The following is a 20,744-nucleotide window of genomic DNA, read 5'->3' on the forward strand; positions in this document are numbered from 1 at the left end:
GGTTGCGCAGTCCGGCGCCTTCAGCGGGCTACGATCCGCAATTGCCCGGTGCGAATACACTCCATCAGGTTCTCCCGGTCGGTGACGTTGAGCAGTGATACCGGCTTGTCCTTGATGGCCATACAAAGCTCGCTGCTGACCTCTCGGCCACGCCTGGAGGCGATCACTTCATTCTTGGATACCAGCCTCGTGCGCAGTTCCGAGCGAGGGACAGTCTTCGCCCATTTGTCCAGAACGGCAACCTCGTTCTCGTAGGTCAGGTTCCAGTCGTGGCCCGCATTGCCCATGCGATTGTCGGGTTCGCCCCAGTTCTCTACCCAGGTATCTCGATGAGCGTCGGGGTCGATCCCCTCGTAGAGAAAGTGGGCAACCTCAACGGAAATCACCTCTCCACCAGGATTCAGCTTGAGCCCGACGTAATGCACGCCCCGGGCGTCTTTCTTCTGGAAGCTGGTCCCCTTGATCTGGTCGTACCCACGATTGTCGAGCGCGGCGCCCGCTTCGCTGGTCGACATGCCCAGTCGTACGCCTTCCACATCGAGCCCGAGCAAGTCCACATTCGTTGCCCGTGCCGGAAGGAATGCCAGAGCCCCGATTGTCACGAGAGCGGCAAAGCCTGCTGCGGTTCTATTCACAAAGACCTCCTGTTGCTGTTTTTTCTTTTGCACACAGCCCCGATGCCGCACAGCCCCGATGCCGCACGGGCACGCGGCCGCACCAGCTTATCAATTGACGACGGCTGCAGCGATATGCGAAAACGATAGACGCTGTTCGCAAAGAAAACCGCATAAAAAGGGGATAGCTGATGATCAGGAAACTCCAGGTGCTCGCAGCCTTTGCCGTGCTCTCCGGCTGCGCCGGAGGAGGCCCCGGCGAATCTGAGATCGAAGACGCACTCCAACGCGACTATGTTGCAGGGGTCGAGGAACAACTCCAGAGAATTACCCGGATGGTCGGCGAAGAACGGGCGAAGGAAGCGGTGTTCTCCCAGCACGGGATTTCCTCGCTATCGGATCTGCAGGTGACGGAACTCTCCGTCGAAGACGTGCGAGAAACGGGCACCGGCGATTACCTCGCAAAAACGGTCTATACGCTTCGACGTGGAGATCGCGAGCAGGAAAGAGCGGCGCGCCTGACGCTGACGCAGCTCGAGGGTGAGTGGCGATTGATCGACAAGGAGTTTCTCGACTAAGGCGATCGACGGTTGCGGGCCGGCACCCTTCGTGCCGAGTGGATGGCAGCAACCTGAACCGATTCCAGGGAGCCTTGCGGTCGCGAGCAATTCCCATTCTCGATTAACCCTACGAACAACCAGACAATTCTTCGACAGCGGCAAACGGTACCGCTCGCTCCGGCGTAATCCCCATGCAACTCGAATGGAGGTACCTGACCATGGCCAGTCCCGTTTCCCGCCGCAAGCTTCTGCAAGCCGCCGCCGCAACGGCGTCTTCACTGATTATCGCCCGGGTGTCACACGCCCAGCCGCCCGTGCTGAGCGAGGATGATTCCACCGCCATCGCGATGGGCTACAAGGCCGATCACACGACCGTGGATACCGCCGCGTGGCCCAAGAAGGCCGGTTCCGGCGGTGCCGAGCAGCAGTGCACGAATTGCACCCTCTACCAGAAACTCGACGAAGACTACGGTCTCTGCCCGATCTTTTCCGGCAAGCGCGTGCATGCAAACGGCTGGTGCAACGGCTGGGTAGCCTGAAGGTACGCGGATCAGCCACAGGAGTTGTGTCATGAAAGCATGTTTTCTCGGCTCTACCGGCGTCGTCGCGGAAACCGCCCGCCTGCAGCGCCTTGCCTACAATTCGGCGTTCAGGGATATGGGTCTGAACCTCTACTGGAACGTCGCGACCTATTGCCGGCTGCTGGAGGTCCCCGGCGGACAGCGCTGGCTCGAGCACGTGCTCGGGGACGAGTGGCCGGAGGGTCTCGCAGAGGAGGTCCAGGCCCTGCAGCACCGGCATTTCCTCAAGCTCGTCGAGGGTGGGCTTTGGCTCCGGCCCGGCATCGCGGACGCCATCAGCCTGTGCCGGCGGGAAGAGATCGCCCTCGCGTGGGTCACCACGGCGGCGCCGGAGATGGTCAGTGCACTGCTCACGCATACCGTGGGCCTCGACGCCGAAGCCTTCGATCTCATCACGACGGCAGAGGACGTGCTGACCCTGAAGCCGGACCCGGCCGCGTATTACCACGCCCTGAGTACACTGGGCCTGGAGGCCGCGGAGGTTATCGCCGTCGAGGACAGGCCAGTCAACCAGAGCGCGGCACTGCAGGCGGACCTGCAGTGCTATCTCTACCCGGGAGAATATGCCGCCGTCGAGCACAACCTGCTGATCACTCGTGATGTGCCTGCGACCCTGGAGCGGGCGATCGCCTTGTTCCGTCAGGATGCCCCGTCTTCGTCGAGAGCGCCCGCTGGTCTCGCCCAACCGCGGGGGTCGTTGCAATGAAGCTTCAGGCCGCGGTGGCGCTTCTCGCCACCGCGTTCCTGTTTGGCGGTGCGCTGCTGTACTCATCGGCCTTTGCCGCTTTTCTCTTCCGGGCGCTGCCCGCCGATGAGGCGGGCAGCCTGTTGCGGCGGGCGTTCGCCGGCTACTACCTCTGGCTCGTTGCGACCTCGGCGCTTGCCGCGTTGCTGTACCTGGGCGTGGACGGGACGAGCAGCCTGCTGCTGCTGGCGATCGCCGTCTCAGCCGTGCCGTTAAGGCAGCAGCTCATGCCTGCGATCAATGCCGCCTCGGACCGTGGCGACAAACGGCGCTTCCATCGGCTGCATGGCGCGTCTGTGGCGGTCGGCGTCCTGCAGCTTGTTGTTGCAGGCTACGTCCTGCTGCGTGTGCTCTGAGCACCGATCATTCGGTGAAACAAGCGCGGCTTCGCCGGCCCGCGGAATTAATCGTCTGCATCGAGCAGCAGTTCGTCCCCCCGCTTGCGCACGTAGTCAAGGTGGTGGAGCAGCGTGTAGGCCTGCTTGCGGTAGCTGTTCGGCAGATTTGCCCGCAGCAGTTTCCGCTCGATGGCATTCATCTCCTCGCGCAGGGCGCGCAGGCGCGCCGCTCCGAGCGTCGATCCTTTCTCGACCAGTTCTTCGTCGATTTCGTGGACCCGCGCGTAGTGGCGGTAGACCCGGCGGTTGAGAATCGCGCCGTAGAGCGCCGGCAGCACGCGAAGCAGAGGCAGCAAAAGGAGCAGCGCGGGCAGGATGACCAGCAGCACCCGGTTCAGCTGCGCCACGATCCAGTAGGGCAGGAAGGGCTCCAGCGGGCTGAAGCCGTCCTGCAGCAGTTTCGCGGCGTAGGCATTGGTCTCGACACCGCTGGTGGTCGCTGCCGGGTAGTTCCGGTCTGCGGGGAAGATTCCCGGTTCGCCGTGGACTTCCAGCACCGCATGGACCAGGCGATTGACCAGGGCGGGGTGAAGGTTTTCCTGCCCGACGAGCCGCGTTTCCAGTGCCAGCAGTTCGACATCCGCCGGGGGGCGGGACCGGGCGTAGTCGAGAATCCCCGAGGGCAGCGTCACCAGGCGCGACCCCGGCAGCTGAAGGCTGACGGCTTCGCTGTGCGCGAGCGTCACCAGGCCCAGCCCGTCGGCATCGAGGAGCGGGGCGAGATAGCCGGCGCCGGCGGGCGCGACGAACAGCGCCAGCTCTACCTCGCCGTCGAGAAGGGCCTCGCCGGCCCGCGCGCCGCCCAGCGGCTCGGCGCCCGGCCTTGCGAGGGCCGATGACCCGGTGATACGCGCCAGGGTGTCCGCCACCAGGCGCGTCCCGCTGCCCTCGCCGCCCGCCGCCACTCGGCCCTCCGGCCAGTGGCGCGGATTGTTCGCGGTCGCATCCCGGGCGAAGATCCACAGCGGTTCCAGCTGTACCGCCGCGATACCCTCGACCGTCTCGGGAAGCGCGATGCCACCCTGGACCAGGGCGATGTCGGCACTGCCGCCTGCCAGCCTGCCGGCATTCTCCACCGACCCCCCGCTCTCGATGATCTCGAGGTCGATGCCATCGCGGGCGAGGATCGCGCGGTAGGCGACGGCGGTGTCGTGGTAGGCGGAGCCGGGGGCGCCGGCAGCCATGCTGACGCGGGTCGGGGGCAGCAGGTCGAGCTGGCGCAGCACGTAACCGGTCGCGCTCGCCAGCAGCCCGAGGAGCAGCAGACCCAGGAGCACGATCGGCAGGCTGCGCAGCAGTGCTTTCATGGTGGTCGTCCTCGAGCGTGCCCCGGCAGCTTACAGCTGCGGTCCCGCCGCGACCAGCCTGGCGCCGCCCACCGTGTCCGTGTACTGCTCGAAATTGCGGACGAAGCGCTCACCGAGGTCCCGTGCCTTTGCCGTCCACTGCCCGGGGTCGTCGTAGGTGTCCCGCGGATCGAGGATGCCGCTGTCGACCGCGGGCAGGGCCGTGGGTATCTCGAGGTTGAAGATCGGCAGGGTCTTTGTCTCCGTTGCTTCGATGGAGCCGTTGAGGATCGCGTCGATGATCCGCCGCGTGTCCCTGATCGATATGCGTTTCCCGGTGCCGTTCCAGCCGGTGTTCACGAGGTAGGCCCGGGCGCCCACGGCGTCCATGCGGGCGACCAGTTCCTCGGCGTAGCGCACGGGGTGCAGCGTCAGGAAGGCTTTGCCGAAACAGGCGGAGAACGTCGGGACGGGCTCGGTAATGCCGCGCTCCGTACCGGCGAGCTTTGCCGTAAAGCCCGACAGGAAGTGGTATTGCGTCTGGTCGTGGGTCAGCTTCGCCACCGGGGGCAGGACGCCGAAGGCGTCGGCGGTGAGGAAAATCACCTTCTCCGCGTGGCCGCCCCGGGAAACGGGCTTTACGATGTTGTCGATATGGTAGATGGGGTAGGAGACCCTACCGTTCTCCGTGATGGAATGGTCGAAGTAATCCACCTTGCCCTGCTCGTCGACAACGACGTTTTCCAGCAGGGCGTCGCGGCGGATCGCCCGGTAGATGTCCGGCTCGCTCTTCGGATCGAGGTCGATGGTCTTGGCGTAGCAGCCACCCTCGAAGTTGAAGATGCCCTCGTCGTCCCAGCCGTGCTCGTCGTCGCCGATCAGCCGGCGCTTGGGGTCCGTGGAGAGCGTGGTCTTGCCGGTGCCGGACAGGCCGAAGAAGATCGCCACGTCATCGTCCTCGCCCATGTTCGCGCTGCAGTGCATCGACGGCATGTGATCGAGGGGCAGGTAGTAGTTCATCATGGCGAACATGCCTTTCTTCATTTCGCCGCCGTACCAGGTGCCGCCAATGACCTGCATGCGCTCGGTCATGTTGAAGACGGTGAACACCTCGGAGTTCAGGCCGTGCGCCTGCCAGTCCGGGTCGCTCGTTTTCGAGCCGTTGAGCACCACGAAGTCCGGCTCTCCGTAGCTCGCGAGTTCCTCGGCGGTCGGGCGGATGAACATGTTCTTGACGAAGTGGGCCTGCCAGGCGACCTCCATCACGAAGCGCACTTTCATCCGGACCTTCGGGTTGGCGCCGCAAAAGGTGTCGACCACGAAGAGGCGCTTGCCGGTAAGCTGCCTGACGACCAGCGCCTTCAGCTCGGCCCAGACGGCGGGCGTGACTGGCTTGTTGTCGTTCGGCGCCTGCTCCGATGTCCACCAAAGATTGTCCCTGCTGACGTCGTCGTAGACGACGAACTTGTCCTTCGGCGAGCGCCCGGTGAACTCGCCGGTGCGCACCGCCACAGCGCCCGACTCGGTGAGGATCCCGCGCTCATAGCCCTCGAGGTCCTCGCGCAGCTCTTCCTCGTAAAGCTGCTCGTAGGACGGGTTGTGCACGATCTCCTGCACGTCGGTGATGCCATAGGCTGAGAGGTCGATGTTCTGTGTCACGGTGGAGTCTCCCGGTGTCGATGAAAGCGGGGTGAATGCGTATCACTCGCCTTCCCAGCATAGGGGAGGAAACGGCTTGCGCCTACCATTGCGCCTGCTCTGCAAAACGTCACCGGCGGTCACCGGTGGGGTGGCTGCTTTACCGGGGGACGTTGGGTCGCTAAGGTGTCACCGTCCGAGCCTGCGAAGCTGGCGCGCCCCGGCGCGCTCTCCCGGGCCGGGCCACTCATGCTGACCACGGCTTTCGCGTTTTGTCCGATACCTCCCATTCCCTGGATATCGCTCGTTTTTCCGACCTGGCGCGGGCCGAGGGCCTGGCCGACTACACCTCCGATCATCGGGTCGGTGAGGACAACATCCGTACGTTCGGCCTCGATGTCCACAACCCGGTTTTCGTTGTCTCGGGCACCACCATCGTGTTCTTCGTCGTCTTCGCGCTCGCCTTTCCCTCGCTGGCCGCCGATGTCTTCGGCCAGTGGCGCGTCAGCTTGACCACGCAGCTCGACTGGTTCTTCATGGCCGTGGCCAACCTGGTGCTGCTGTTCTGCGTCTTCCTGGTGCTCTCGCCCCTGGGCTCCGTGCGCCTCGGCGGACCCGACGCCAGCCCGCGCTACAGCTATCCGAGCTGGGTGGCCATGCTCTTTGCGGCGGGAATCGGCATCGGCATCATGTTCTACGGCGTGCTCGAGCCCATGACCCACGCCCTCACGCCGCCGCTGTCGGCGGAGGGCGTGACCGGTTCGGAGCGCCGTGACCTTGCGATGGCGGCAACCATCTATCACTGGGCCTTCCACCCCTGGGCCGTCTATTCCGTTGTCGGCCTCTCGCTGGCCTTCTTCAGCTTCAACAAGGGCCTGCCGCTGGTGATCCGCTCGGCGCTCTACCCGATCTTCGGTGAACGCACCTGGGGCTGGGCAGGGCACGTCATCGACGTGCTGGCGGTGTTCGCCACGCTGTTCGGCCTTGCGACGTCCCTCGGCTTCGGCGCCGAGCAGGCGGCCGGTGGCATCGCCTACCTGTTCGGCATCCCGAACGCGAACTGGCTGCGCGTGTTGGTGATCACCGTGATCACCGCCCTGGCCCTGGGCTCGGTGCTTCGCGGCCTCGATGGGGGTATCAAGGTGCTCAGCGAGCTGAACATGGGGGCGGCTGCGGTGCTCGGTCTCTTCGTGCTCGCCCTGGGCCCGACCTGGGACATTCTTACCGGCGTGGTCGAGTACAGCGGCGCCTACCTGCGCTACCTGCCCGAGCTCAGCAACTGGATGGGGCGCGAGGATGAGTACTACATGCACGACTGGACCACCTTCTACTGGGCCTGGTGGATCGCCTTCTCACCCTTTGTCGGCATGTTCATCGCGCGCATCTCCAGCGGCCGCACCGTGCGCGAGTTCATCGTTGCCGCGCTGCTGGCCCCCTCGGCGATCTTCATCCTGTGGATGACGATCTTCGGGGAGACGGCCATGGACCAGTATTTCATCGAGGGCTGGCAGGGTGTCGCGCAGACCGTGCGCGACTTCAAGCCGGAGCTGACCCTCTTCGTGTTCCTCGAGCAGTTTCCGCTCACGCTGCTCACGTCGGCCCTCGGCGTGGTGCTCGTGCTGGTGTTCTTCGTCACCTCCATGGATTCGGGGTCGCTGATCGTCGATACCATGACAGCGGGCGGCAAGATCGAGACGCCGGTCGGCCAGCGCATTTTCTGGTGCATCTTCCTCGGCCTGCTCGGGGTGGCACTCATGCTGGGCGGGGGGCTGACCTCCCTGCAGGCCCTGGCGCTGGCGTCGGCCTTCCCCTTCTCGCTGGTGATGCTGCTCATGGTGCTGAGCCTATACCGCGGTCTGCGTGCGGAGCGGCTGCTCCTGGAAGTCGTCGAGGCGGAATCAGAGGCAGAGACAGGTGGGTAGGCCGCCGAGGAAGGATGCCGCCCGGGCCACCGGGACAGCAGGCCGGGAAACCGGGGGAGACTGATCCATGTACGAACGCATCGGCATGCCCGTGGATCTCGCGCACACGCAGACGCTGGAGAAAGCCGTCGAGACCGCCGCGGCCCTGGCCCGGACTTTCGGCGCGAGCATCGACCTGGTCGCCGTGACCTCGCCCTCGCCCGGCGAGGTGGCCCGCGACCCCCACGCCTTCGGCGAGAAGCTCGCGGCCTACGCCCGCGATTGCAGCAGCCGCCACGGCGTCACCTTCACGGCCCATGCCCGCATCTGTGATGATCCGACCGTGGAACTGGACCGCACCCTTTCCGATGCCTTCCACGAGCTCGGTGTGGACCTGCTGGTCGTGGCTTCCCATGTACCCGGCCTTCGTGAGTACGTCTTCTCGTCCAACGCGGGCTGGCTGGCGAGCCACACGGACCTGTCCGTCTTTGTCGTGCGCTGAGCCGCGCCGCCCTCGGTGCGTTCGTCAGCCCCCTTCAAGCCCCTTCAGGCCCGGCGGGCGACGCCGTGGATGGCCTCGGCCATCGGTTCGAGCAGCGGGTCGGGGAAGTCGTGACCCATGCCCGGGAAGAGCTTCAGCGTGGCGTCCGGCAGGTGCTTTGCCGTGTCGATGCCGCACGCGGCCTTCACCAGCGGGTCGGCCTCGCCGTGGATCACCAGTGCCGGCGCGCGCACGGTCGCCAGCAGCTGCCGGCGGTGCGGCGCGACGATGACCGCGCCGAGCTGCCGGGTCACACCCGCGGGATCGTAGCCGCCCCGGTGGAAGGCCCGGTTCGCCGCCGCGCGCAGCTCCTCGTCGCTCTTCGGGTAGAGCGTGCTCTGCACGGCCTTGCGAACGCGGGTGTTGCGCTCGATCACTGACTCCGGGTCCGTCGGCTCCGCCGGCCTGCTGAGCAGCGCCCGGGTGGCATGGCGCTCGGCCCGGGGAAGAGACGGATGCCCGGTGGTGGACATGATCGAGGTGAGGCTCAGCGTGCGCTCCGGGTAATGCGCCGCCACGAGCTGGGCGATCATGCCGCCCATGGAGGCGCCGACGAGATGGGCCCGCTCGATAGCGAGGGCATCCAGCAACGCGATGGCATCTGCGGCCATGTCCTCGAGGGTGTAGGGGACGGGCAGCCGCAGGCGCAGCAGGTGGAGGCTGGCGAGCAGGGGAATGTTCGGCGGACGCACGCCCACCAGGTGCGTGGAAAGACCGATGTCCCGGTTGTCGTAGCGGATGACGCGGTAGCCCAGGCCGGCGAGTTGCTCGCAGAAAGCGTCGGGCCAGCCCGTCAGCTGCGTGCCAAGACCCATGATGAGGAGCAAAGGCTCGCCGGCCGCGTCACCGAAGCTCTCGTACTCGATCTCGATACCGTTTGCGGACGCGCGTGCCATGGCCTCTCCCCGTTTGCTGTCGGCCCAGTATAGCGGCGCAGGCGAGGCCCGGGGGGCGCCTTGCGACCGGCCGGCGAACCGGGCAATGATGGGCCATGAGCGAGGAAACACTGGAGCAGCTGCTTGCCCGCGTGCGCGCCTGCCGCCTCTGCGAGGGGTCGCTGCCCCTCGGTCCGCGCCCGGTGGTGCAGGCGAGCGCGGGCGCGCGCATCCTGGTCGTCGGCCAGGCCCCGGGCCGCCGCGTTCACGCCTCGGGCCTGCCCTTCGATGACCCGAGCGGCGACCGGTTGCGGGACTGGATGGGCGTCGATCGCGCGGTCTTCTACAACGAGCGCCTGGTGGCCGCCGTGCCCATGGGCTTCTGCTACCCGGGCACCGGTCCGAGTGGTGACCTGCCGCCGCGGCCCGAATGCGCCGAGGCCTGGCGCGAGGCACTGCTGGCAAAGCTGACCGGCATTCGCCTGACCCTCGTCATCGGCCAGTACGCCCGGCGCTGGCACCTGCCGGCGGCGCGCGGCAATCTCACCGACATCGTGCGCGACTGGCGTCGTTTCGGTGCCGGCCTGCTGCCCCTGCCCCATCCCAGTCCACGCAACAATCTCTGGTTGCGCCGCAACCCCTGGTTCGAGGCGGAGGTGCTGCCGGAACTGCGTCGACGGGTCGCGGCTGCGCTGTCCGCCCGCGGCGCGGTCAGCCCGGCAGGTTGTCGAGCGGAATCGCGGTCTCGGACTTGACCTCCTCGATCACGACGTAGGTATGCGTCTGCGCCACGAGCGGTATGGCGGCGAGCTTTTCGCCGAGGAAGCGCTGGTAGTGCTGCATGTCGGCGCAGCGGATCTTGATCAGGTAGTCGAAGCCGCCGGCGACCATGTGACAGGTCTCCACCTCCGGGAGGTCGCGCATCTCCCGGTTGAAGGCGCGCAGGTTTTCCGTGCTGGTGTTGGTGAGCAGTACCTGGATGAAGGCGACCGTGTTGGCGTTGAGCAGCGCCGGGTCGGCCAGGGCGACGTAGCCGGTGATGAAGCCGTCCCGCTCGAGGCGGCGCACGCGCTCCAGGCAGGGCGTGGGGCTCAGGCCCACGCGGCGGGCGAGGGCGACATTGCTCAGGCGCCCCTCGCGCTGCAGTTCCCGCAGGATGGCGCGGTCGATCCGGTCCAGGTCCCGGACTTTGCCCATGGTGGCGGCTCCCGCGTCAGCGTTTCCCGATAAAAAACCATGATAACCCCAAATGCAGAATTTTCTCCTGCTCCTAACCCAAATAAAGCGTCAAATATCGCGATAAATGTGCAGAATGTCGGGGATGCCTACTGCACAGGACAACGTCATGACCGAATCCCTCGACGCGCTTCGAGACGCCATCCGCGCCGCGACCCATGCGCCGGAGGAGGACCTGCTCGAGGCCTTCGTTGCCGCTCCCGCCCTCGCCGGGGAGCAGCGCGAGGCGGCGCGGGAAACGGCCATCGATCTCGTGCGGCGCTGCCGCGGCCAGCGTCGCAAGGCCGGTACGCTGGATGCGTTCCTGCAGGAGTTCGGCCTGTCCAACAGGGAGGGCATCGCCCTCATGTGCCTCGCCGAGGCGTTGCTGCGCGTCCCCGATGAGGAGACGGCGGACCGGCTCATTGCCGAGAAAATCCAGTCCGGGGACTGGGGCTCGCATCGCGGCAAGTCCGCCTCGCGTTTCGTCAACGCCTCGGTCTGGGGCCTCATGCTCACGGGGCGCATCGTGCGCCTCGACGAGGAGGCGGTGAGCGACACGGGCTCCTGGATGCGCCGGCTGGTGAACAACCTCGGTGAGCCGGTGGTGCGCCAGGCGGTGCTCCAGGCGATGCGCATCATGGGTGGCCAGTACGTGCTCGGGCGCAGCATCAGCGAGGCACTGCAGCGCGGTGTGACCGAGAACCGCCGCGGCACCCGCTTCTCCTTCGACATGCTCGGCGAGGGCGCGCGCACCGATGCCGATGCGCAGCGTTATTTCCAGGCCTACGCCGATGCGATCCGCGCCATCAGCACCGGCTCCCGCGGCCGCTCCGTGATCGCCGCCAACGGCATTTCCGTGAAACTCTCCGCACTGCACCCGCGCTACGCGTTCCGCCAGGAGGCCCGGGTCATCGAGGAACTGCTGCCGCGGATCCGCGAACTCTGCCTCATGGCCGCCAGCGGTGGCATCGGCCTGTCCATCGACGCGGAGGAGTGCGATCGCCTCGACCTGTCCCTTTCGCTCTTCGAGGCGCTGGCCCGGGATCCGGAGCTCGCCGGTTGGGACGGGCTCGGCTTCGTACTCCAGGGCTACCAGAAACGCGCGCTGGCGGTGGCTGACTGGCTCGTGGCCCTGGGCCGGGAGACGGGACACCGGCTGCCCGTGCGCCTGGTCAAGGGTGCCTACTGGGACAGCGAGATCAAGCACGCCCAGGAACAGGGTCTGGCGGACTACCCGGTTTTCACGCGCAAGTGTCACTCGGACCTCGCCTACGAGCAGTGCGCGGCACGGCTCCTCGACGCCCCGGATGCGGTCTATCCCCAGTTCGCTACCCACAACGCGCACACTGTCGCGGTGGTGCGCGCGCTCGCCGGCGACAAGGACTTCGAGTTCCAGCGCCTGCACGGCATGGGCCAACTGCTCTACGATGAGCTGCAGGATGAGGACCCGGCGCTGCCGGTGCGGGTCTATGCGCCTGTGGGCAACCACCGGGATCTGCTGCCCTACCTCGTCCGCCGGCTGCTGGAGAACGGCGCCAACAGCTCCTTCGTTAACCGCTTCCTCGACGCCCGTGTGCCGCCGGAGGAACTGCTCCGGGACCCGCTTGCCGAGGCGCAGCAGCTGCCCGGCTGGCGCCACACGCGCATCCCCGTGCCGCGCCAGCTCTACAGCGGCGAGGCGCTGCCCTGGGCCAACGCCCGCGGCATCGACCTGGCCGACCCCGGTGAACTGGCCGCGCTGCAGACCGCCATGGCCGCCGGCGTAGCCCGGCCGCACCGGGCCGGCCCCATCGTCGGTGGCCGGGAACTGCCCGGCGCGGGCCGCCCCGTGCACAGCCCCGCCGCACCGGACATCGTGGTGGGCGAGGTGCTCGAGGCGGATGCCGAAGCCGTCGATGCCGCCCTCGCCGCCGCCAGCGCGGCACAAGCGAGTTGGGACGCGGCCGGCGTCGAAGCCCGCGCCGTCTGCCTGGAACGCCTCGCCGAGGCCCTCAAGGCGAACTGCGGCGAACTCATGGGCCTGGTCGCCGCGGAGGCCGGGCGCACGATCGACGACGGCCTTTCCGAGGTGCGCGAAGCCGTGGACTTCTGCCGTTACTATGCCCAGCAGGCCCGCGCCGGCTTTGCCGTCAAGCGGCTGCCGGGACCCACCGGCGAGGTGAACGAGCTGTCCCTGCACGGCCGCGGGGTCTTCGCCTGCATCAGCCCCTGGAACTTCCCCGTGGCCATCTTTACCGGGCAGTTGGCTGCCGCGCTGGTGGCCGGCAACGCCGTGGTGGCCAAGCCCGCGGAGCAGACGCCGCTGGTGGCCGCCCAGGTCGTCCGCCTCGCTCACGCCGCGGGCATACCCGGCGATGTGCTCAACCTGCTGCCCGGGGACGGTGCCGTGGGCGCGCAGCTCGTGGCCGATCCCCGGGTCGGCGGCGTCGCGTTCACCGGCGGCACGGCTACGGCCCGGCGCATCCAGCAGAGCCTGGCCGAACGCGAGGGGCCCATCGTGCCGCTCATTGCCGAGACCGGCGGCCTCAACTGCATGCTCGTCGATGCCACGGCGCTGCCGGAGCAGGTCGTGGACGATGTGATCATCTCGGCCTTCCAGAGCGCGGGGCAGCGCTGCAGCGCGCTGCGGGTCATGTACCTGCAGGCGGATATCGCCGACAACGTGCTGGCGATGCTCGCCGGTGCCATGGCCGAGCTGCGCCTCGGCGATCCGGCGGTGTTCGCGACGGACATCGGCCCGGTTATCGACCTCGCCGCCCGCCAGAACCTGGAGCGCCACGCCGAGCGCATGGACCGGGAGGGGCGGCTGCTTGCCGCCTGCGAGCCGCCGGCCGACGGCCGGGGTGGTTATTTCTTCCCGCCCCGGGTCTACGAAATCGACCGCCTGGACCAGCTCGAGCGAGAGGTCTTCGGCCCCATCCTGCACGTGATCCGCTACCGGGTCGAAGAGCTGCCGCAGGTCTATGAGGCCATCAACGCCAGTGGCTACGGCCTGACGCTCGGCGTCCACAGCCGTATCGATGGCTTCGCGAGGGAGGTCTTCCAGGCCACGCGGGTCGGCAACACCTATATCAACCGCAATATGGTCGGCGCCATCGTCGGCGTGAACCCCTTCGGCGGCCAGGGGCTCTCGGGCACCGGGCCCAAGGCCGGCGGCCCCCATTACCTGCCGCGCTTTGCCACGGAAAAGACGCGCACCGACAACGTGGTTGCCAAGGGGGGCAACACGCAGCTCTTTAACCTGGAGGAGGAATGACGCGACCCTGAACGGGTTGGCTCAGGCCAGGCGTTTGCGGACGAGCCACCGCCAGCTGTCTTGCTCCACCCGCGCCGCGAGCGCGGCTTCGTCCAGGTCGAGCGGTGCGGCGCCGCCGCGCTTCTCCAGCGCCCGCTGATGCGCGGCCCCAAGGCGCTCGCCCGTGGCGAGGACTTCCGTCGAGGGTGTCAGCTGGAGCCAGGCGAACAGCCGGTCCATCCATTCGGCGTTGAAAAGGTGCTCATAGGAGAGGATGCCGACGGGATGGCCTGCGGCGACTGCGTCCCTGATGCAGGCGCAGGAATGGTTCCATTCATCGATCGCCGCGCCGGCGTCGCGCGCCCTCGGCCAGTTGCCCCCGGGGACCCTGGCGCGGCGCTCCCAGGAACGGGCCACGGCGAGCGGATCGCGGTAGATGAACAGCAGGCGGGCGTTGGGGAAGCGCTGGAAGAGCTCCCGCCAGAATCGGTACAGGATCGGCTTCTTGTCACCGACGTAGGCCAGTGCCAGGCGACCGGCGAGCTTGTCGCTGAAGCGCTCGTCCCAGTAATGTCTGCCATCGAAGCTGTCGTAGAAGGTATCGCCGTCTTCTATCCGGGCGAAGCGCGCAGGCTGCAGGTGCTCCGGGTCGATGGCAAAGCGGTCGCGCGCCAGCTTTGCGTAGCGCTCGATACCGAGGAGCACCCGGCGATCGCTGCCCACGAGCTGGGCCAGGGCCGTGGTGCCGCTGCGTGCACAGCCGCAGACGAAAAGTGGCGCGGGCTCAGCGATAGTTCCTCCCTTCGGGATGCGACCGGGAATCCTGACGACCAGCCCGGTTTTGACAGTCTACCATGGGCAGCCCCGGGCGCGGGTGGCCGGGTCACAGGCGCTCAGTCCGGGTGGGCGATGCTGAAGCGCCCGAGCAGGGCGGCGTGGTCCGAGAGGTCCCGCCAGTGCCCCTCGCCGAGGCGCTCGCAGGCGACGGGGGTGAGTCCCCGGAAGTAGATCCTGTCCACCGGGAACAGCGGCGCCCAGACCGGGAAGGTGCGGGCGTGGCGCCCCTGCAGGGCGACGAACAGCTCCTCCATCTCCAGGCTCAGCTGCAGGTGTCGCTCGGCGCGGCGGCGCCAGTCGTTGAAATCGCCGGCGAGAATCATGGGCTCGTCGTGGGGCACGTGGTCCTCGATGCGCTGGGCCAGCGCCTGCAGCTGCTCCTTGCGCTCCTGCTCGAGCAGGCCCAGGTGCACGCAGAGCGTGTGCAGGCGCACATCGACCCGCGGCAGATGGATCACGCCGTGGAGAATGCTGCGGCTGGAACGCGGGAAGATGGAAACGTCGATGTTCTCCCAGTCCAGGATCGGGTAGTTGCTGAGGATCGCGTTGCCGTGGTCGCCCTTGCGGTAGATGGCGTTGCGGGCGTAGGCGTAATGGGGCCAGACCTGCTCGGCGAGGTACTCGAAGTGCGGCTGGTCCGGGTAGGAGAAGCGCCGGCGCCGGGCCCTGCTCTTCTCCGCACGCCCGTGCACCTCCTGCAGGAAGACGATATCCGCCCCGGTTTCCGTGATGCGCTCGCGAATGGCGTCGAGCACGAAACGGCGGTTGCCGCTGCAGTAGCCCTTGTGGATGTTGTAGGTCAGGACATTGATTGACGTTTCCCGGGCCATGGCGTCAGGCCTCGCGCCGGGCGGTGATGGCCTTGCGGGACCAGAGCACCACGTACTGCAGGCCGCTGGCGATGGCGATCACCAGCACCACCGTGGTAAAGGCAACGAGCGCGGGCGCCGGCAGCCAGCCACCGATCGCGTTGCCGAGCACGGTGACCAGGAACAGCACCTGCACGGCCATGTTGGCCTTGGACAGGGCCGTGGGCGAGAACTCCAGCCCGCCGATGAGCAGCTGGTAGGCCAGCGCCCCGGAGACGATGATCACGTCGCGGCCGATGACCACCGCCGCCACCCAGGCCGGCATCATTCCAACGGCTGCGAGGCTGGCGAAGACAGCGAAGATCAGCGTCTTGTCCGCCAGCGGGTCGAGCGCGGCACCGAGGCGGGAGCGCGCATCCAGGCGCCGGGCGAGGAGGCCGTCGAGCGCGTCGGTCAGGCCGGCGATGGCGGCGATCACCAGGGCGCGGGAGAAGGCCCCGTCGAGGATAGCGGCGGCGATCGGTATCGCGAGCAAAAGCCGGGCGCCGGTGAGCAGGTTCGGGAGCAGGAGAGCGGCACGCATGACAGGATTCTACCCTACCCCGGAGGTCTCAGCCGGGCCGGCATCAGCCGTTGCCAGGCGAGGTAGAGCAGGACGGGCAGCAGCATGAGAATCCCGTACATCACCGGCGCGATAGTCATCGCCGGATTGCCGAGGACGGTACCGGTAATGAGGATGGCGGTGCCGCCGTTCTGGATCGATGTCTCGATGGCGATGGTGCGGGCGTCGTGGCGGTCGCGGCCGAGGCTACGGGCGAGGCCGTAGCCCGCAAGCAGCGCCGCCGTCGCCAGTAGCAGCGCCGGCACCGCGGTCAGCGCGAGGAATTCGGGCATCCGCTCCCGGTTCTGCGCGATGATGCCCGCGATCACGCCGAGGAGCATGAGGAAGGGGACGCGAGTCATCCAGAATTCGTTGCGCTCACAGAAAGCGCGGCGATAGCCTCGGAGCAGCATGCCCAGGCACACGGGGACCAGGGTGACCGCCACCAGCTTGCCGACCGTCGGCAGGAAGGGAAGGGTGATGTCGGTCCCCGCGGCGAGGCGGCTGCTGAGCAGCCAGGTCGCAAGCAGCGGCAGGCTGAGCGGTGTCACCAGGCTCACGAGCGCCGTCAGCGCGATGGACAGGGCCAGGTTGCCCCCCGCCAGGTAGGAAAACATATTCGAGGTGGTGCCGCCGGGGCTCAGGGCCAGGATCATGAACCCGACGGTGATTTCTGCCGGCAGCCCTAGCGCCGACAGCAGCAGGAAAGCCAGCAGCGGGAGCAGCAGCATCTGCGAGGCGATGCCGCAGAACACGGCTGCCGGGCGTGACAACAGCAGCCGAAAATCCCCGGGGCTGAGATTGGCGCCCATGCCCAGCATCATGACGAATAGGGTCACCGGGAGGGCGATGGCGAGGATCGCGTCCTGGTTCACTGCGCAATCCAGAGGGCGGCGAGCAGCGTGCAGCCGTAGGCGAAGAAACCGCGCCCCGTTGCCGGGGCCAGGGCCTGACGCTCCGCCGGTCCCCGGCCCAGCAGCCGGAGGGGCGGCAACAGGCACAGCAACGACAGCAGCGGAAGCACGGCATAGGCGAGCAGGCCCGCAGCACCGAGGGCGAAGGTCACGGCGGCCAACAGCAGGATCAGGCCGCGGTACAGCCGGGCAGCGCGTTCGTAGCCGATGCGCACGGTGAGAGTGCGCAGGCCCTCGGCGAGGTCCGCCTCGTAATCGCGCAGCTCGTTGCTCAGCAGAAGCAGGGAAGCGAACAGGCTGAACGGTAGCGACAGCCAGAAAACGCCGGCGTGGTAACGGCCGCTCACCGCATAGTAGGCGCCGCCGACCAGCAGCACGCCCATGAACAGGAAGACCAGCGGGACGCCGAGCCCCCGAGCCTTGTAGTTCACCGGGCGTCCTGTATAGCCGAGCGCGCCGGCCAGGCCCACGACCTCCAGGGCGAGCATGGGCCAGCCGCGCAGCCAGACGAGGTAGAGCCCGAACAGGCCTGCGAGGAGGAAAGCGGCTGCGCCGAGCCGCGTATTACGCCCGATGGCCCGCCGCTGCGCCGGGCTGAACGCGGAGCTCTGCCGGTCGGCGTGGTCGTTGACCAGGTTGACCCCCGCCTGCAGCAGCACCCCCGCAGTGATCACTGCCAGCGCGAGAGCCGGGTCTGCCTCCCCTTGCCGCAGGGCCAGGAGGACGCCGAGACCGCATGTGGCCACGGCGACGACCAGAGAAAAGGGCCGCAGGGCACGAATGAAACGGGTCTTGTCCGGGAGGGGCCTCAAGGCGCTCGTTGCCTGTTCGCAGCACGGGCGCGCAAGGTTATCGCACTGGCCGGGGCTTGCATACGTATTCGGTCTGGTCTGTTCGGTCTGGTCGATGCTCCGGCGCCCGCTCTGCGCCGCGATGATTAATGCGCCGCGGGGGCCGCCCTCCGGCGGCGAGGTGTCGGCAGTATGGGTCGGGGGCAGGATAGTCCGGTGAGTCTTTTCCCCGGACTTTACCGGGTCGCCGGAACGTCTGCCCTTCGGTGACTGACGACCGGCCGTCAGGCGGCCAGGGCGATCTCGACGACCTCGGCCAGCGCCGGATCTTCCCCCAGTTCGCCGAGCTCGACCCTCGCCCGCTCTGCCAGGGGCGCCGGCAGCTGGCAGTCCCCGCTGCGGCGCAGCAGCTCCACGCGCAGCAGCCACTCATCCGGGTAGAGGTCCAGGCCCGCCTCGATGGCGGCGGCGGCGGCCGGGTCGACAGCTCCTGGCGGCAGTCCGTCGATCTCGCGGTAGAGACCCATCAGGGCCTCGTCCACGGCCGGCCGCTCGGTGTGCGTGGCCGGCAGCGGCTTGTAGAGGCGGTAGCGGTCCCGGTCGGCGGTACCGCCGAAGACCGAGGTGACCGCCGCGCCGACGGCGAGATCGAAGGTGCCCCGGGCCGGGTCGAAGAGCACGCGGCCGTCCAGGGCTGTCACCGTGCATGCCTCGAAGCTCAGCAGCAGGTTGCGGTGCTCCTGGCGGACGATGCCCCGGAGCCGGCCGCGCACGGTGATGCCCGAGAGGTATTCCAGCGTGACCACCTCCCCCTCGACGATGGCGTGGGCCTTGAGTTCATCCACCGTGTAATCGGACAGGCAGCGGCTGAAGTCCTTGAGCATGCCCACCGGCGAGCCGAAGCCAGCGGGGTGGCTGTCGGTGCCGTGGCCGTAGAGCTCACGGCCGCGGAACGCCAGCTGCGTGGGGCCATCGGTACGGTAGTAGATGGCGTTGCCCACAGCGTCGGTCAGCGCCTCCACGAACTGGCCGCTGACCTGCACGCCCGAGTCGAGCTCCGCCGTGCAGACGGACTCGGCGGCGATGGCCTTGCGCAGGGACTCGGCGCCGCCGCGGCGGAAGGCCATGCTTGCCGCGAACTCCTCGAGCACCTGGCTCAGGTGCTTGCAGCTGCGGGTGACGAAGAGCTGCGGCTGCTCGGCGGTGATGTCATAGGGATAGGCAACGGCGTCCACGGTCAGCGGCAGCTTCTTCACCCGCTCATCATCGAGGCAGTGCCTGCTCTCCCCGAGCGAGGACAGGAGGCCGGCACCGAAAATGCGGTAGTCGTCGAGCTCGCCGACGAGGCCGTATTCCACGGTCCACCAGTGCAGGCGGGCGAGGAGGGCGGCTTCCGACGGCGGCACGTCGGCGGCCGCCAGCCGCTCGAGCTCCGCCGTGGCCCCGTCGATCTCGGCGGCGGTGCTTTCCGGGGATTCCTTGAGGATGGACAGGCGGCGAATGGCCTCGTAGAGATCGAAGTCGTGCTTCGTGGAAATCGCCCGCATGCCCACCTCGCCGAAGCGCTGCAGGAACTCCGCGTAATCCACGTCGACGATGAAAGGGGCGTGCCCGGCGGACTCGTGCACGATATCCGGCGCCGGCGTGTACAGCGTATGCTCGACGCTGCGCATGTCGAGGGCGATCACCAGCACCTTCAGCGCCTGGAATTCCATGAAGATCGCCGGCGGGATGAAACCATCGACAACGACGGCGCGCCAGCCGAGGCGGGCGAGGCAGGCGTTCATCTCGTCGATGGACGGGATGTGGTCCGGGGCGATGCCCGTGCGCTCGAGGCCCTCGAGGTAGACCGGGTGGGCGCTGTCCGCCAGCTGCCGGGTAAGCCGTCGGAGCAGGAAGCGCCACACGGCCTGGTCCCGGGGCGTGTACTGCTGCGCATAATCCTGCCGCTGCACGAAGGGCCGCAGGTGCGACGGCAGGCTGGCAATGATGGCTTCCTGGCTGGTGGCTGCGTCGGTCGTCATGCTGTGCCCCTCCCGGTCCGCTGTGTTGGCCTGCGGCCTCAGATCACCCCGCGCCGCTCCTGGTCCAGCTCGATGGACTCGAACAGGGCCTGGAAGTTGCCTTCGCCGAAGCCGTCGTTGCCCTTGCGCTGGATGAACTCGAAGAAGATCGGCCCGATCACGTTCGCCGAGAAGATCTGCAGCAGGAAACCGCCGCCCTGGTCCTCGCCGCCGTCAATGAGAATGCGGCGTTCGCGCAGCGCGGTGACGTCCTCGCCGTGCCCCGGCAGGCGCTCGTCGATGAGCTCGTAGTAGGTCTCCGGCGTGTCCTGCAGCGTCAGTCCCCGGGCCCGGAGCTGGTCGACGGTGCGGTAGATATCGTCGGTGCCGAGGGCGATGTGCTGAATGCCCTCGCCGTTGTACTCCGAGAGGTACTCGGCGATCTGCGACTTGTCGTCGGAGGACTCGTTGATGGGGATGCGGATCTTGCCGCAGGGGCTGGTCAGCGCACGGCTCTTGAGGCCCGTCTTCTTCCCTTCGATATCGAAGAAGCGGATCTCGCGGAAGTTGAACAGCTTCTCGTAGAAGCCTGCCCAGGTGTCCATGTTGCCGCGGTGCACGTTGTGCGTGAGGTGGTCGATGTAGGTGAGCCCGGTGCCGCTCTGCTCCGTGGTTTCGGCCTGGGGCAGGGGTGCGAAGTCGACGTCGTAGATGGTCTGGTCGCCATAGCGGTCGACGAGGTAGAGGCGGCTGCCGCCGATGCCCTCGATGGCCGGGATGTTGAGTTCCATGGGGCCCACCGGCTCGTTGATGATGGTGGCCCCCATGTCCCGGGCGCGGGCGAGCGCGACGCGCGCGTCCTTCACGCGGAAGGCCATGGCGCAGGCGCAGGGACCGTGCTCCGCCGCGAAGCGCCGGGCGAAGCTGTCCGGCTCGGCGTTGATGATGAAGTTGATATCGCCCTGGCGGTGCAGGGTGACGTCCTTCGTGCGGTGGTGGGCGACCGCCGGGAAGCCCATGCGCGTGAACAGGTCCCGCAGCAGTTCCGGGTCCGGTGCCGCGTACTCGACGAACTCGAAGCCGTCGGTGCCCATGGGGTTATCGATGGTGTTATCGATGGCGTTACCGATGCTGTCGGTCATGGTCGCTCTCCCGCGATTGATTATCAATCGGTCCATGCTAGGCGCTTACCCGTGG

The 20,744-nt window shown here is 67.5% G+C and carries 20 protein-coding genes; 8 read left to right on the forward strand and 12 right to left on the reverse strand.

From position 1 onward, the window contains the following. Positions 1–20 precede the first annotated feature (20 nt). The gene (locus ACX93N_RS07595; RefSeq protein WP_459427800.1) at positions 21–635 is read right to left on the reverse strand and encodes a hypothetical protein; all 615 of its coding nucleotides are present in this window, start codon (positions 633–635) and stop codon (positions 21–23) included. A gap of 170 nt (positions 636–805) precedes the next feature. On the opposite strand from ACX93N_RS07595, the gene ACX93N_RS07600 reads away from it, so the two are divergent. From ACX93N_RS07600 to ACX93N_RS07615, 4 genes are all read left to right on the forward strand, one after another. Beyond that, positions 806–1,192 (forward strand): hypothetical protein, encoded by a 387-nt coding sequence (locus ACX93N_RS07600; RefSeq protein ID WP_459427801.1) that lies wholly within the window; start codon positions 806–808, stop codon positions 1,190–1,192. Between the two features lie 200 nt (positions 1,193–1,392). After that, a complete protein-coding gene (locus ACX93N_RS07605; protein ID WP_459427802.1) occupies positions 1,393–1,713 on the forward strand; it encodes a high-potential iron-sulfur protein in 321 nt (106 codons plus the stop codon). A gap of 31 nt (positions 1,714–1,744) precedes the next feature. After that, a complete protein-coding gene (locus ACX93N_RS07610; RefSeq protein ID WP_459427803.1) occupies positions 1,745–2,461 on the forward strand; it encodes an HAD-IA family hydrolase in 717 nt (238 codons plus the stop codon). Continuing rightward, a complete protein-coding gene (locus ACX93N_RS07615) occupies positions 2,458–2,856 on the forward strand; it encodes a DUF4149 domain-containing protein (protein WP_459427804.1) in 399 nt (132 codons plus the stop codon). The genes ACX93N_RS07610 and ACX93N_RS07615 overlap by 4 nt, the downstream gene beginning before the upstream one ends. Positions 2,857–2,903: 47 nt before the next feature. Here the strand turns inward: ACX93N_RS07615 and ACX93N_RS07620 are convergent, their stop codons facing one another. After that, positions 2,904–4,205, reverse strand: coding sequence for a TAXI family TRAP transporter solute-binding subunit (locus tag ACX93N_RS07620; RefSeq protein ID WP_459427805.1), 1,302 nt, complete (start codon positions 4,203–4,205; stop codon positions 2,904–2,906). A gap of 30 nt (positions 4,206–4,235) precedes the next feature. Then, on the reverse strand, positions 4,236–5,843 hold the full coding sequence (gene pckA, locus ACX93N_RS07625; protein WP_459427806.1) for a phosphoenolpyruvate carboxykinase (ATP): 1,608 nt from the start codon (positions 5,841–5,843) through the stop codon (positions 4,236–4,238). 251 nt (positions 5,844–6,094) lie between these two features. Between pckA and ACX93N_RS07630 the strand changes: the two genes are divergently transcribed. After that, positions 6,095–7,744: a BCCT family transporter gene (locus ACX93N_RS07630; RefSeq protein ID WP_459427807.1), complete on the forward strand. Its 1,650-nt coding sequence runs from the start codon at positions 6,095–6,097 to the stop codon at positions 7,742–7,744. 67 nt (positions 7,745–7,811) lie between these two features. After that, positions 7,812–8,225 (forward strand): universal stress protein, encoded by a 414-nt coding sequence (locus ACX93N_RS07635; RefSeq protein ID WP_459427808.1) that lies wholly within the window; start codon positions 7,812–7,814, stop codon positions 8,223–8,225. 44 nt (positions 8,226–8,269) lie between these two features. Here the strand turns inward: ACX93N_RS07635 and ACX93N_RS07640 are convergent, their stop codons facing one another. After that, the gene (locus tag ACX93N_RS07640) at positions 8,270–9,160 is read right to left on the reverse strand and encodes an alpha/beta fold hydrolase (RefSeq protein WP_459427809.1); all 891 of its coding nucleotides are present in this window, start codon (positions 9,158–9,160) and stop codon (positions 8,270–8,272) included. A 95-nt stretch (positions 9,161–9,255) separates the two neighbouring features. On the opposite strand from ACX93N_RS07640, the gene ACX93N_RS07645 reads away from it, so the two are divergent. Next, positions 9,256–9,894, forward strand: a complete 639-nt coding sequence (locus tag ACX93N_RS07645; RefSeq protein WP_459427810.1) for a uracil-DNA glycosylase family protein — start codon at positions 9,256–9,258, stop codon at positions 9,892–9,894. Here the strand turns inward: ACX93N_RS07645 and ACX93N_RS07650 are convergent. Then, positions 9,851–10,336, reverse strand: a complete 486-nt coding sequence (locus ACX93N_RS07650; RefSeq protein WP_459427811.1) for an Lrp/AsnC ligand binding domain-containing protein — start codon at positions 10,334–10,336, stop codon at positions 9,851–9,853. The two genes, ACX93N_RS07645 and ACX93N_RS07650, sit on opposite strands and share 44 nt — an antisense overlap. A gap of 148 nt (positions 10,337–10,484) precedes the next feature. On the opposite strand from ACX93N_RS07650, the gene putA reads away from it, so the two are divergent. Further along, positions 10,485–13,613 (forward strand): bifunctional proline dehydrogenase/L-glutamate gamma-semialdehyde dehydrogenase PutA, encoded by a 3,129-nt coding sequence (putA, locus tag ACX93N_RS07655; RefSeq protein ID WP_459427812.1) that lies wholly within the window; start codon positions 10,485–10,487, stop codon positions 13,611–13,613. Between the two features lie 21 nt (positions 13,614–13,634). Here putA and ACX93N_RS07660 read toward each other — a convergent pair whose 3' ends face one another. From ACX93N_RS07660 to hppD, 7 genes are all read right to left on the reverse strand, one after another. Next, complete coding sequence (locus ACX93N_RS07660; protein WP_459427828.1) at positions 13,635–14,426, reverse strand: sulfotransferase; 792 nt, start codon at positions 14,424–14,426, stop codon at positions 13,635–13,637. 59 nt (positions 14,427–14,485) lie between these two features. Next, the gene (locus tag ACX93N_RS07665) at positions 14,486–15,259 is read right to left on the reverse strand and encodes an endonuclease/exonuclease/phosphatase family protein (protein WP_459427813.1); all 774 of its coding nucleotides are present in this window, start codon (positions 15,257–15,259) and stop codon (positions 14,486–14,488) included. Between the two features lie 4 nt (positions 15,260–15,263). Next, positions 15,264–15,821 carry a CDP-alcohol phosphatidyltransferase family protein gene (locus ACX93N_RS07670; protein ID WP_459427814.1) on the reverse strand — a complete coding sequence of 186 codons (558 nt, stop codon included), beginning with the start codon at positions 15,819–15,821 and terminating at the stop codon, positions 15,264–15,266. A 14-nt stretch (positions 15,822–15,835) separates the two neighbouring features. Then, positions 15,836–16,714 carry a bile acid:sodium symporter family protein gene (locus tag ACX93N_RS07675; protein ID WP_459427815.1) on the reverse strand — a complete coding sequence of 293 codons (879 nt, stop codon included), beginning with the start codon at positions 16,712–16,714 and terminating at the stop codon, positions 15,836–15,838. After that, positions 16,711–17,565, reverse strand: a complete 855-nt coding sequence (locus ACX93N_RS07680) for a UbiA family prenyltransferase (protein ID WP_459427816.1) — start codon at positions 17,563–17,565, stop codon at positions 16,711–16,713. Before ACX93N_RS07680 ends, ACX93N_RS07675 begins: the two co-directional genes overlap by 4 nt. 263 nt (positions 17,566–17,828) lie before the next feature. Further along, the gene (locus tag ACX93N_RS07685) at positions 17,829–19,568 is read right to left on the reverse strand and encodes an aromatic amino acid hydroxylase (RefSeq protein WP_459427817.1); all 1,740 of its coding nucleotides are present in this window, start codon (positions 19,566–19,568) and stop codon (positions 17,829–17,831) included. A gap of 38 nt (positions 19,569–19,606) precedes the next feature. Further along, positions 19,607–20,689, reverse strand: a complete 1,083-nt coding sequence (gene hppD, locus ACX93N_RS07690) for a 4-hydroxyphenylpyruvate dioxygenase (RefSeq protein ID WP_459427818.1) — start codon at positions 20,687–20,689, stop codon at positions 19,607–19,609. Between the last annotated feature and the right edge of the window lie 55 nt (positions 20,690–20,744).

The organism is Pseudohaliea sp., from assembly GCF_054552115.1.